The organism is Streptomyces filamentosus, assembly GCF_014654895.1.
Lineage (GTDB): Bacteria > Actinomycetota > Actinomycetes > Streptomycetales > Streptomycetaceae > Streptomyces > Streptomyces filamentosus.
Genome location: NZ_BNBE01000002.1, coordinates 1,275,071 through 1,286,907 on the forward strand (window position 1 = coordinate 1,275,071; position 11,837 = coordinate 1,286,907).

The window sequence follows — 11,837 nt, forward strand, 5'->3', positions numbered from 1 at the left end:
GGGATCAGTCGCGGTCGCCGAAGTCCTCGAAGTAGTCCGGCTGGGTCTGGACGTTGAGCTCGTCCATGCGGATCCGCTTCGCGGGGTCGGTGCGGCGGTCGGAGATCTTCAGGACGTCGAGGCCCCGGGCGATCTCGTTCGAGTAGATGTGGCCGTTGTAGTAGTACGCGGACCAGGTGCCCGCGGTGGAGAGGGTGGTGGCGGACAGCGGGCCGCGGTCGAAGTAGCCGATCTCCTTCGGGTGCGCGGAGTCGGTGAAGTCCCAGATCGAGACGCCGCCCTGGTACCAGGACTGGACCATGAGGTCCTTGCCCTTGACGGGGATCAGCGAGCCGTTGTGGGCGACGCAGTTCTCGGTGTCGGCCTGGTGGCGCGGGATCTTGTAGTAGCTGCGGAAGACGAGCTTGCGGTTCTTGCCCTTGCCGGTGATGTCGTAGATGCCGTTGGCGCCGCGGTTCGGGCCGACGGCCGCGTTGCAGGTGGCGCCGCCACCGCCGCCGAGCTCGTCGGTGAAGACGACCTTGTTCGCCTTCTGGTTGAAGGTCGCGGAGTGCCAGAAGGCGAAGTTGACGTTGTCCTGGACCTGGTCGATCACCCGGGGGTGCTCGGGGTCGGAGACGTCGAAGAGGATGCCGTCGCCCATGCAGGCGCCGGCGGCGAGGTCCTTGCCGGGCAGCACGGTGATGTCGTGGCAGCCGGTGGTCTTGGAGACGCCCGGGTTGGTGGGGGCGCCGGGGTTGCCGCCGCCGTCCGGGCCCTCACCGGGGAAGAGGACGGGGAAGTTGACGACGCGGGCCTGCTCGGGCGCCTTGCGGGGGACCTTGATGACCGAGATGCCGTCGTGCGGGCGCTGGCAGTCCGGGAAGGCGTCGTTGGGCGAGTAGGAGGAGACGTACACGTACACGTCCTTGCGCTGCGGCAGGAGCGTGTGGGTGTGGGAGCCGCAGGCGGTCTCGACGGAGGCGACGTACTTCGGGTTCGCGATGTCGCTGATGTCGAAGATCTTCATGCCCTCCCAGGACTCCTTGACCGAGGCGGGCTGCGTCGTGCTGGCGCACGAGTCGTCGCTGCGGGAGGAGTCGGTGGAGAGGAAGAGCAGGTCCCCGGAGACGGAGATGTCGTTCTGGGAGCCCGGGCAGAGCACCTGGGCGACCGTCTTCGGGGTCTTCGGGTCGCTGATGTCGAAGATCCGGAAGCCGTCGTAGTTGCCGGCGAAGGCGTACCTGCCCTGGAAGGCGAGGTCCGTGTTGAGGCCCTTGAGCGCGTCCTTGGGGACGTTCGCCAGGTGCTGGATGTTGTCGGTCTTCACGATCTCGTCGACGCCGGGTATCTCGCCGCTCTCGATCGCGGCGCGCGCCTCGGCGGCCTGCGCCGCGGAGACGGGGGCCCCGGCCGGGGCGTCCCCGGGGTCGGGGGTGGCGGCGGCCGTGCCGGTGGCGAGCAGCGCGGCCAGCAGGCCGGCCGCGGCGGTGGCCGCGCCGAGGCGTCTCTTCCGGGAGCGCGGACTGTGCGGGGTATGCAACGAAGTCACTCCGTCCTCCGTGTTTTCCGTTCAACGCTGAACGGTGCTGGACCCCGGCAGTATGTTCCTTGGCGTGCACATCCCAACAGATGGCAACACAGATGTAATGAAGGATCTCGCGCGGATCCCCGGCAAGAACTGCTAGGAACGGCCCCTGTACCCGCAAATCCCCCTGGAGGTCCCGTTGCTGATACGCCATCGGCGCGCCGTCGCCGCCGCGTCCCTCTCCGTGCTGGCCGCGCTCGCCCTGGGCGCCTGTGAATCGGGCTCCGGGGAGGCGGCGCCCCGGCCCGCCGCGACCGGGGCGGACTCGGTGGTGGTGCCGGGCAGACCGGGCGAGCCGGCCCGGCGGGTGTCGCCGGAGGAGGCGGCGCGACTGCTCCCCGACGAGCGGCCGAACGGCGCGGACTTCCGGTACGTGCAGATGATGGTCGTCCATCACCGCCAGGCCCTGACGATGACCGCGCTGGCGCCCGAGCGGGCGGGGTCACCGCAGGTCAGGAAGGTGGCGGAGCGGATCGCGGCGGCCCAGCAGCCGGAGATCGGCGCCATGGAGGGCTGGCTGAGGACGAACGGCGGGCCGCGCGACCAGGGCGCCCACGACCATCACGCGATGCCGGGCATGGCGACCGAGGAGCAGCTCGCCCGGCTGCGCGCGGCGAAGGGGCGGGCCTTCGACGAGCTGTTCCTGGAGCTGATGGTCACGCACCACGAGGGCGCCGTGACGATGGCGGCGGAGGTGCTGGGCGCGGGCAACAACGTCCTGGTGGAGGAGATGGCCAACGACGTGATCGCCCAGCAGACCGCCGAGATCAATCGGATGCGGTCGCTGTGAGCGGGCCGGCCGGGGCGTCCTCCGCGCGGGCGGACTGCGCCTCGGCCGCCGCGAGGACGGTGTCGAGGAGGCCGGGGAAGAGGGCGTCGAGGTCCTCCCTGCGGAGCCCGTTCAGCTTGGCGGTGCCCTGGTAGTCCTGCCGGATGACCCCGGCCTCGCGCAGCACCCGGAAGTGGTGGGTGGTGGTCGACTTGGTGACCGGGAGGACGAAGTGGGAGCAGCTCAACGCGGTCTCCGCGGCGGCCAGTTCGCGCACGATCCGCAGGCGGACGGCGTCCGAGAGCGCGTGCAGCACCGACTCCAGGAGGATCTCCTCGCGGGCGGGGTGCTCCAGGAGGCGGGGGCTGGCGGGGGGTGTCATGGCGGCTCTCCACTTCGGTCCGGGGCGGCGGCGGTCCGGGGCGGACGCGTTCATTGTACGAGGACCCTCGTAGTTTGACATTCACCGTACTACGATGGGTACCGTACGAGTGTCCCGCCGGGCCCGCCCAGGACCCGGCGTCCTCCGTGCCCGGCGTCCCGCGCCCGGCATCCCGCCGTCCCGAAACGGAGTCCGCGATGAGCGCCGCCCTCTTCGAGCCCTACACCCTCCGCTCGCTGACCGTCCCGAACCGCGTCTGGATGGCGCCGATGTGCCAGTACTCGGCGGAGGTCTTCGGGCCGAACGCCGGAGTCGCCACGGACTGGCACCTCGCCCACTACGGGTCGCGCGCCACCGGCGGCGCCGGACTGATCCTGGTCGAGGCCACCGCCGTCGCCCCCGAGGGCCGCATCAGCCCCGCCGACCTGGGCCTGTGGAACGACACCCAGACCGAGGGCCTGCGCCGGATCGCCTCCTTCCTCCGGGCCCAGGGCACCGTCGCCGGCATCCAGCTCGCCCATGCCGGCCGCAAGGCGTCCACCCAGCGCCCCTGGCTCGGCCGCGGGCCCGCCCCGGCGGAGGAGAGCTGGCAGCCCGTCGCCCCCAGCCCCGTCCCCTTCGACGAGGGCTACCCGGTCCCGACCGAGCTGACCGAGGACGACATCCGGGAGGTCGTCGGCCTCTTCGCCGACGCGGCCTGCCGCGCCCTGGCCGCCGGCTTCCAGGTGGTCGAGGTGCACGGCGCCCACGGCTACCTCATCGGCGAGTTCCTCTCGCCGCACAGCAACCGCCGCACCGACGGCTACGGCGGGTCCTTCGAGAACCGGACCCGGCTCGCCCTGGAGGTCGTGGACGCGGTCCGCGCCGTCTGGCCCGAGGACCTGCCGGTCTTCTTCCGCGTCTCCGCCACCGACTGGCTGGAGGAGGCGGGCTGGACCCCGGACGAGACCGTCCGCCTCGCCGCCCTGCTGCGCGAGCACGGCGTCGACCTGCTCGACGTCTCCAGCGGCGGCAACGGCGGCCCCGCCCGGATCCCCACCGCCCCCGGCTACCAGGTGCCGTTCGCCGCGCGGGTCAGGGCGGAGACCGGACTGCCGGTCGCCGCCGTCGGCCTCATCACCGAGCCCGCGCAGGCGGAGAAGATCCTCGCCAACGGCGAGGCCGACGCGGTGCTCCTCGGCCGCGAACTGCTCCGCGACGCCTCCTGGCCGCGCCGGGCCGCGCGCGAGCTGGACGCCACCGCGTCCGCCCCGCCGCAGTACGCCTGGGCGATCTGAACACCCCGCCGGAAGCGGGGTGTCCACGCGGGGGCGCCGGCCGGGCCGGCGCCCCCTTCCCGTTCAGGGCAGCAGCCAGTCCACCGGCTCGGCGCCCTGGGCGACCAGCATCTCGTTGGCCCGGCTGAAGGGGCGCGAGCCGAAGAAGCCGCGGTCGGCGGAGCGCGGGGACGGGTGCGCGGACTCGACGGCCGGCAGACCGCCGAGGAGCGGCCGGGCGTTGCGGGCGTCACGGCCCCAGAGGATCGACACCAGCGGCTTGCCACGGGCGGCGAGCGCCCGGATGGCCTGCTCGGTGACCTCCTCCCAGCCCTTGTTGCGGTGGGCGCCCGCGTTCCTCGGCGCGGTCGTCAGCGTCCTGTTGAGGAGCAGGACGCCCTGCCGGGTCCACGGGGTGAGGTCGCCGCTGGACGGACGGGGGTGGCCCAGGTCCTGGTGCATCTCCCAGAAGATGTTGAGGAGGCTGCCCGGCAGCTCCCGCACCTCCGGGGCCACCGCGAAGCTCAGACCGATCGCCATCCCCGGCGTGGGATAGGGGTCCTGACCCACGATCAGCACCCGCACGTCGTCGAACGGCTGCTGGAAGGCGCGCAGCACGTTCGGCCCCGCCGGCAGATAGGTCCGGCCCGCGGCGATCTCCTGCCGCAGGAAGTCGCCCATCGCGGCCACCCGGCCCGCGACGGGCTCCAGCGCCTCGGCCCAGCCGGGCCCCACCAGTTCGCTCAACGGTCTCGCAGTCACGGTCCGTCACTCTAGCGGCCTACACCGACAACGCCCTCCGGTCCTAGACTGCGGCCCCCAGACCCCCACTCCAGAGGACGGTTGCAGCGTGGAGTCCGTGAGCGAGCGCACCGGCGGCCCGGCGGACGCGGTGGTCGTCGGCATCGACTCGGGCGGTTCGGGACTGCGGGTCGCCCTCGCGAGGGCGGCCGACCGGGCGGTGCTCGGCCGGACGGCCGCGCCCGGCCCCGTACGGACCGGACCGGACGGGATCTGCGCCGAGCACTTCCTGGAGTCGGTGCTGCCGGCCGTGGCGGCGCTGCGGGCGCGGGCCGGGGAGGAGCGCCCGGTGCTCGCCGCCGCGGTGGGCGCCGCGGGCATGGCCACCCTCGGCGGGGAGCTGCGGGCCGTCCTCCCGGGCGCCTTCGCCGCGGCCTGGGGGGTGCGCGGGACCGTGCTCGCCGCCGACGCCGTCACCGCCTACGCCGGGGCGCTCGGCCCCCGGCCCGGCGCGGTCGTGGCGGGCGGCACCGGGCTGGTCGCGCTCGGCACCGACCTGTCCTCCTGGCGCCGGGCCGACGGCTGGGGCCACCTCCTGGGCGACTGCGGCAGCGGCGCCTGGATCGGCCGGGCGGGCCTGGAGGCGGCGATGCGGGCGTACGACGGACGGCGCGGCGGTTCGGCGGCGCTGCTGGCACGGGCGGAGAAGCTCCACGGCCCGGCGGCGGGGCTGCCGGCCGCGCTCTACCCGCGCACCGACCGGCCCGCCGTGCTCGCCGCCTTCGCCCCGGAGGTCGCGGCCTGCGCGGCGGACGACCCGGTCGCCGCCGCGGTCCTGGAGCGGGCCGCCGAGCACATCGCCGACGCCGCGGAGGCGGCCTGCCCGCCGGTCCCGGAGGCCGTGGTGGCGCTGACCGGGGGCCTGTTCCGGCTGGGCGAGCCGCTGCTCGCACCGCTGCGGGCCGCGCTCGCGGACCGGCTGCCCGGGGTCCGCGGGGTCACTCCGGCGGGCGACCCGCTGGACGGCGCGGTGTCCCTCGCCTTCTCGCTCGCGGGCGGCGGCACCCGCTTTCCCGAGGACCCCGACCTGCTGCGGATCGCCTGACCCCGCGGACCGGCCCCAGGGGCATCGTCGCTGGTCCCGGGGGGTGCGGAGGGGTCCGGCAAGGGGCCAGTCCGATATTCGGTACATGTCGGACCGGACATACGTGGACAGAAGGCACGGGGTCGTACCTCACCGAACGCCGCCGTCCGCAAAGCCAGTAGCATGCGGCGCCATGAGCTCCCCCACTGGGCCCGCCAACGGCCTGCCTGTACGAATGCCGCGCCCCCGCCCGTCCGGGCGGCACCGTCGCCCCGACCCGGCGGCGGCGCCCGAGGGCGCTCCCGCCCTGGTGCTCGCCGTCCCCGGCACGCCTTCGGCCGCCATACGCGCGCTGGCCGAGGAGCTGGTGAGCATCGCCCGGTCCGAGCTGCCCGGCCTGGAGGCCGCGATCGGCTTCGTGGACGGTGACGGCGCGGAGTACCCGACGCTCGCCGGCGTGCTGACCGCCGCCGCGGAGCTGCGCGAGGAGCGGTACCGGATCGCCGTCGCGGCCGGCCGCGAGGTCGGGGCCCCGGAGGGCCCGGCCGCGGTCGTCGTCCCGCTGCTCGCGGGCCCGGACAGCGCCGTCATGCGCCAGATCCGCCAGGCCGTCATGGACGGCGGCAACACCGCCGAGCTGGCCGACGTGCTCGGCCCGCACCCGCTGCTCGCCGAGGCGCTGCACGTGCGCCTGTCGGAGGCGGGCCTGGCCCGCGCCGACCGCGCCCGGCTGTTCACCGTCGCCACCGCCGCGGACGGCATCGTCCTGGCCACGGTCGGCGGCGAGGAGGCCGTGCAGGCCGCCGGCATCACGGGCATGCTGCTCGCGGCCCGGCTCGCCGTGCCGGTGATGGCCGCCGCGCTCGACCAGGAGGGCTCCATCGCCTCCGTGGCCGAGCAGCTGCGCGAGGCGGGCTCGGTGCAGCTGGCGCTCGCCCCGTACCTGATCGGCCCGGAGCTGGCCGAGGGCCTGCTCGACGAGGCGTCGAAGGAGGCCGGCTGCCCGGCGGCCGAGGCCCTGGGCGCCTACCCGGCGCTCGGCAAGCTGGTGGCGTCGCAGTACGCGGCCTCACTGGGCCTCGCGCAGCAGGGCGCGGCCCCCGCGCTCTGACGCCCCCGCACCACGAGGAAGGGCCCGTGCCGGACGATCCGTCCGGCACGGGCCCTTCCCGCGTCTCCGCGCGGCCCGCGCGCGCCTCCCGGCGGCCGGGACCCACCGGTGGCTGACGGCCGACGGTGGGGCTGTGCGGCTTGTGCTGCTGTCAGCCGAAGACGACGCAGGTGACCGCCGGGGCTTCCACGGAGCCGGAGCGGACCGGGGTGCCGTTCTGCGGGTCGACGTCGAACCAGGTGACGTCGCCGGACCGCTCGTTCGCCGCGTACAGCCGCCGCCCGGACGGGTCGAGGGCCAGGTCACGGGGCCAGGCGCCGCCGCAGGGGACGGCGGCGGAGCGGATCGCCTCGTCGCCCGCCGGGGAGAGGACGAGGACGGCGATCGTGTCGGTGCCGCGCACGGCCACCCACAGGAACCGTCCGTCGGGCGCCACGACGATCGCGGAGGGGTACGCCGGTCCGGCGGAGCCCGTGGCGACGAGCGGGATCTCGGCCAGCGGCGTCAGCTCGCCCTCCTCGGCGTCCCAGCGGCAGACGGTGACGGCGGGCTCCAGCTCGCCGACCACGTAGGCGTGGCCGCCGGCCGGGTGGAAGGCGAGGTGGCGCGGGCCGTAGCCGGGCCTCAGGGCGGTCTCCCGGTGGACCCGGAGGGCGCCGGTGGCGGGGTCGAGGGCGCAGACCCGCACGGAGTCGGTGCCGAGGTCCACGCTGACCGCCCAGCGTCCGCTCGGGTCCGGCAGGACCTGGTGGGCGTGGGGCGCCTCCTGCCGGTCGGCGACCGGACCGCCGCCCTCGTGGTGGAGGACGGCGGCGGCGGGGCGGGGGGTGCCGTCCCCGGCCAGCGGCAGGACGCTGACGCTGCCGGAGGTGTAGTTGGCGGTGAGGAGGTGGCCCCCGGCGAGGGACAGGTGGGTGGGGCCCGAGCCGTCGACGGGCGCGGGGGCGCCGAGCGGGCGCGGCGCGGGCCCGCCGGGGGCGAAGGCGGCGACGGCGCCCGGCGCGGTCTCGGAGACCGCGTACAGGACTCCGTCGGCGAGGGTCAGGTAGGACGGGTCGGCGACGGCGTCGGTGGCTCCGGTGACGGTGAGCGCGCCGGTCTCCGGGTCGACGTCGGCGGCGAGCACCCCTCGGCCGCCGGCCGAGGTGAAGGAGCCGAGGTAGGCCCGCACCCGCTCCGTCGCTCCCTGCCCACGTGTCTCGTCGGTCCCGCCCACGGCGCCTCCCTGCCCCGGGCCGGTCGCGGTGACCGGCCGTCTCGGGGCGACGTTAGCAGGCGGTCTAGACCAAGTTCGATCACCCGTCGGCCCACGCCCGGTCCGCCGGGGGCGGGCCTCCGTCAGGACCGGACGAGGAGCGAGCCGGGCGGGGCCTTGAGGGGCTCGTCGAGGGCGGCGAGCAGCCGCTCCAGACCGCTGACGTGCCCGAGCGCGGCCGGGGCGGGCGCCGGGTGGGCCGTGGTCTCGGGCTCGACGGCGACCGCGGGCGCGGGCTTCGGCGTGCGGGGCGAGGTGAGGCCCTCGACGGCCGCCTCGACCCGCCAGCAGGCGGCGGCGAGCCGGGCGTCGTGGCTGGCGTCCGGGTCGGCCGCGACCGCCGCGAGGCCGCGCACCTCCGCCGCGCACTCGTCGAGCAGGGCGAGGACCCGGCGGGCCCGCTCCTTGCGCTCCCGGAAGGGGCTCAGCGGATGGACCAGCGGGGCGACGGAGAGCCGCACCCGGCCGAGCAGCAGGTCGAGCTCGGCGACGTGCGGGCTAGGGTCGGCGGCCTCCTCGCCGGCGAGGCGCCGCTCGGAGGCGGCGGTGGCGGCGTGCACGGCCCGCAGGGCGCGCTGGATCCAGGCGTCGTTGATGGCGTGGGTGGTGACCGGGAGGATCAGCAGGACGGCGAGGGCCGCGCAGACCGCGCCGACGACGGTCTCCTCCAGGCGCAGCACGAGGAGCGCCGGGTCGAGGACGCCGAGGAGCCCGTACAGCAGGCCGGCCATCACGGTGACCGAGAGCATCATCCAGCTGTAGGAGAGCGGCGCGGTGTAGAAGATCCCGAAGACGCAGACGGCCACCAGGAGGGCGGTGGGCAGCGGGGCGCCGTGCAGCGGTAGCGCGACGACCATGCCGACGGCGATGCCGAGGAGCGTGCCGAGGAAGCGGCGGAAGCCGCGGACCAGCGTCTCGCCCCGGGAGACGGTGTTCACGAAGATCCACCAGGTGGTGCCGACGGCCCAGTACCAGCGGTCCTCGGAGAGCACCTGGCCGATGCCGAGGGCGACGGCGCAGGCGGCGGTGGCCTGGATCGCCTGCCGGGTGGTGATCCGGGCGAGACCGGTGCCCGGCAGCGGGGCGGGAGCGGCGGGCGGCGGGGTGCGCCGCTCGATCGGCCAGAGCGCGAAGCGCACCGTCCCGGCCGCCGCGAGGGCGATGCCCACGGCCGCGTACAGCTCGGGGAGCTGGCCCGGCACGGCGTGCAGGAACTGGGTGCTGAAGAAGTTCATGAAGGCGAAGATGCCGAGGGCGTGGCCGCGCGGGCCCCAGCGCCGGGCGTAGACGCCGCCGAGGACCACGAGCAGGAAGGCCGCGTCCCGCAGCGGGGCGTGGTCGTGCAGCAGGGTGGCCAGGGCGAGGACCGGGAAGCCGGCCAGCGGCAGCAGCAGGGTGGTGACGGCCTGGCGGCGGACGGTGGCGTCGGTGACGGTGAAGAGGGCGAGCAGCGCCGCCAGTCCTCCCGTGATCGACGCGGTGAGCGAGAAACCGGCCAGCTCCGCGACGGTCACCGCGAGCGCGATGCCGAGCACGGCGCGCAGACCGGTCCTGAGCCGGAGGAGCCCCGGGTCCGGAGCCACGAAAATCCTCTTCACGGCGGTCGGCCGCCCCCTCGTCTTGCCGGTCGCCCGCCGTGCGCCCTGCCCCGGGGGTGGTGGGGCGCGCACGACATGACGAAGGCGCCGCGGTCCGGGCGGCCTCGTCGCCGTCCCGGCGCTGCGGCGCCGAAGTTGTCTGATGGACCAAGAGAAACACCGACCGGGCTCATGGCTCAAATCGCCCTCGGGGGACTGTGCCATTGGCCTGGTCCTCGCGCGTCGAACTGGCCCGGTGGTGGGCCGACGGACCAGGTCGGACGGGACCGGCCGGGGCCACCGGGGCCTTGCGCAGGAGGGCGGCGAGCACGGTGTGGCCGCGCCGCTCGGCGTGCTCCAGGGCGGTGGTGCCGTACGCGTCGGCGAGACCGGGGTCGGCGCCCGCGGCGAGCAGCAGCGCGACGACCTTCTGGTGGGCGGGGCCGCCGTCGCCGAGGATGACCGCCTCCAGGAGCGCGGTCCAGCCGAGGTCGTTGACGTGGTCGACGTCGACCGGGGTGTCCCGCAGGACGGCCCGGACGTACGGCGCGTGGCCGCGTTCGGCGGCGGGGATGAGGCTGGTGCCGCCGAAGCGGTCGGTCAGCCGGAAGTCGGGGGCGGGGTCGGCGGCCAGCAGCACCCGCAGCATGGCGACGCTGCCGGTGGCGCCGGTGGCCAGCCAGGGGCTGTCGTGCCGGGCGTCCCGCGCGTTGGCGCCGGCGCCGGCGGCGACGAGCGCGCGGGCGGCCTCGACGTGGTCGCCGAGCACGGCGAGCAGCAGCGGGGAGCGCAGCTCCTCGTCGCGGGTCTCGGTCCGGGCGCCGTCGGCGAGTGCGGCGCGGACGCCCGCGGCGTCGCCCCGGCGGGCGGCGGCGAGGAGCCGGTGGTGGGGTGCGGCGGTCACAGCGGTCACGGCGGTCTCCTCCGGATCGTCGGCGGGCGCGGGAGGTCGTACGGGGGCGGGGAGGCTGTACGGGGGGGCGCGCGGGCGCGCCGGACCGGGGCCGTGCGGCGGACGGAGCGCACGGCCCCGGGGCGCGGGCCGACGGCGTCCGGTCGGGCGTGACCGGACGCCGTCGGGCGGGCGGGCCCTGGGCGCCTACTCGGCGAGGGCGTCCACGCCGGCCTGGGCGAACTTCTGGTCGAGGTCGCCGGAGGGGGCGCCCGCGACGCCGATGCCGGCGATGGGGGCGTTCTTCGCGGTGACGGGGGCGCCGCCGCCGAGGAAGAGGGTGCCGGGGATGTCCTTCAGGTTCGGGGCCTGCTCCAGGCGCTTGACCAGCTCGGTGGTCGGCGCGTTCCAGGAGACGGCCGTGTACGCCTTCTTCTCGGCGGACTCGTAGGACTGCGGGCCGGCGCCGTCGCCGCGCAGGGTGACGAGGGTGTTGCCGTTGCGGTCGACGACGGCGACGGAGACGCGCTGGTTCTCCTTCTCGGCGGCGTCCAGGGCGGCCCGGGCGGCCTTGGTGGCGGCGTCGATCGTCAGGTGGGTGCTGGTGGTGGTGTTCTTGTTCTTCGCGTCGGCCTTGACCACCGCGGCCGGGGCGGCGGCCGGGGTCGCGGCGTTCGCCGAGACCGCGCCGAAGGCGCCGGCGCCCAGGGCGACCAGGGCCGCGCCGCCGGTCAGGACACGGGCACGCTTCGAGATCTGCTTCATGGTCGGACACTCCTCGCGAAGAACGGGACGGGACGGGACGGGGGGGCGGGATCGGCCGGCGGTCACCGGGATCCGGGAGGCCGGGAGGCCGTTCTCGCCGTCCCGCTCCGACATCCATCCTGGGTGCGGGGAGGGGCCCGTACGGTCGGCCCGGCGGCTGCCCGTGCGGCTCCGCCCGGCGGACCGGGGGGTCGACCGATCGGACGACCCCGGAGCGGTCCGGAGGCGGTACGCGGGGGGGGACGAGGAGGAGGGGCCCCGGGAGTACGCGGAGGGGAACACCCCGGGGTGCGCGGAGGGGGAGCGTCCCGGGGTGCGCGGAGGGGCGTGCCCCTCGGCGGCGGCCGGTCCCCCGCTCGGTACAGTCGGCTCCGTTCCGGACAGTCGGGACCGTTCCGGCGGATCGTCCCGCCGGGCGACACGACGCGCCGGGACGGC

Annotated in this window: 11 protein-coding genes; 4 read left to right on the forward strand and 7 right to left on the reverse strand. The window is 75.7% G+C overall.

All coding sequences use genetic code 11. The features are described from left to right. Positions 1-4: 4 nt before the first annotated feature. On the reverse strand, positions 5-1,531 hold the full coding sequence (locus IE326_RS24610; RefSeq protein ID WP_373310255.1) for an LVIVD repeat-containing protein: 1,527 nt from the start codon (positions 1,529-1,531) through the stop codon (positions 5-7). A 175-nt stretch (positions 1,532-1,706) separates the two neighbouring features. Here IE326_RS24610 and IE326_RS24615 point away from each other — a divergent pair, with 175 nt between their 5' ends. Then, complete coding sequence (locus IE326_RS24615) at positions 1,707-2,357, forward strand: DUF305 domain-containing protein (protein WP_229915601.1); 651 nt, start codon at positions 1,707-1,709, stop codon at positions 2,355-2,357. Here the strand turns inward: IE326_RS24615 and IE326_RS24620 are convergent. Next, positions 2,335-2,718, reverse strand: coding sequence for an ArsR/SmtB family transcription factor (locus IE326_RS24620; protein WP_190043024.1), 384 nt, complete (start codon positions 2,716-2,718; stop codon positions 2,335-2,337). The genes IE326_RS24615 and IE326_RS24620 overlap by 23 nt on opposite strands. Positions 2,719-2,915: 197 nt before the next feature. Here IE326_RS24620 and IE326_RS24625 point away from each other — a divergent pair, with 197 nt between their 5' ends. Next, positions 2,916-3,995: an NADH:flavin oxidoreductase/NADH oxidase gene (locus IE326_RS24625; protein ID WP_190043025.1), complete on the forward strand. Its 1,080-nt coding sequence runs from the start codon at positions 2,916-2,918 to the stop codon at positions 3,993-3,995. A gap of 63 nt (positions 3,996-4,058) precedes the next feature. Here the strand turns inward: IE326_RS24625 and IE326_RS24630 are convergent, their stop codons facing one another. Further along, complete coding sequence (locus IE326_RS24630) at positions 4,059-4,736, reverse strand: uracil-DNA glycosylase (protein WP_150226902.1); 678 nt, start codon at positions 4,734-4,736, stop codon at positions 4,059-4,061. Positions 4,737-4,824: 88 nt separating this feature from the next. On the opposite strand from IE326_RS24630, the gene IE326_RS24635 reads away from it, so the two are divergent. Both IE326_RS24635 and IE326_RS24640 read left to right on the forward strand, forming a co-directional pair. Further along, on the forward strand, positions 4,825-5,820 hold the full coding sequence (locus IE326_RS24635) for an N-acetylglucosamine kinase (protein ID WP_150226903.1): 996 nt from the start codon (positions 4,825-4,827) through the stop codon (positions 5,818-5,820). Positions 5,821-5,992: 172 nt separating this feature from the next. After that, a complete protein-coding gene (locus IE326_RS24640; protein ID WP_150226904.1) occupies positions 5,993-6,910 on the forward strand; it encodes a sirohydrochlorin chelatase in 918 nt (305 codons plus the stop codon). A gap of 151 nt (positions 6,911-7,061) precedes the next feature. Here the strand turns inward: IE326_RS24640 and IE326_RS24645 are convergent, their stop codons facing one another. From IE326_RS24645 to IE326_RS24660, 4 genes are all read right to left on the reverse strand, one after another. Next, positions 7,062-8,126, reverse strand: coding sequence for a lactonase family protein (locus IE326_RS24645; RefSeq protein ID WP_229915602.1), 1,065 nt, complete (start codon positions 8,124-8,126; stop codon positions 7,062-7,064). Positions 8,127-8,248: 122 nt separating this feature from the next. Further along, the gene (locus IE326_RS24650) at positions 8,249-9,754 is read right to left on the reverse strand and encodes an FUSC family protein (RefSeq protein ID WP_308440343.1); all 1,506 of its coding nucleotides are present in this window, start codon (positions 9,752-9,754) and stop codon (positions 8,249-8,251) included. 178 nt (positions 9,755-9,932) lie between these two features. Next, positions 9,933-10,655, reverse strand: a complete 723-nt coding sequence (locus IE326_RS24655) for an ankyrin repeat domain-containing protein (protein WP_190043027.1) — start codon at positions 10,653-10,655, stop codon at positions 9,933-9,935. 186 nt (positions 10,656-10,841) lie between these two features. Beyond that, complete coding sequence (locus IE326_RS24660; RefSeq protein ID WP_150226907.1) at positions 10,842-11,399, reverse strand: GlcG/HbpS family heme-binding protein; 558 nt, start codon at positions 11,397-11,399, stop codon at positions 10,842-10,844. Positions 11,400-11,837: the final 438 nt, after the last annotated feature.

Excerpts from the sequence above, each read along its gene's own strand:
- IE326_RS24620 (WP_190043024.1), bottom strand. The coding sequence starts at position 2,718 with ATGACACCCCCCGCCAGCCCCCGCCTCCTGGAGCACCCCGCCCGCGAG.
- IE326_RS24625 (WP_190043025.1), top strand. The coding sequence starts at position 2,916 with ATGAGCGCCGCCCTCTTCGAGCCCTACACCCTCCGCTCGCTGACCGTC.
- IE326_RS24640 (WP_150226904.1), top strand. The coding sequence starts at position 5,993 with ATGAGCTCCCCCACTGGGCCCGCCAACGGCCTGCCTGTACGAATGCCG.
- IE326_RS24660 (WP_150226907.1), bottom strand. The coding sequence starts at position 11,399 with ATGAAGCAGATCTCGAAGCGTGCCCGTGTCCTGACCGGCGGCGCGGCC.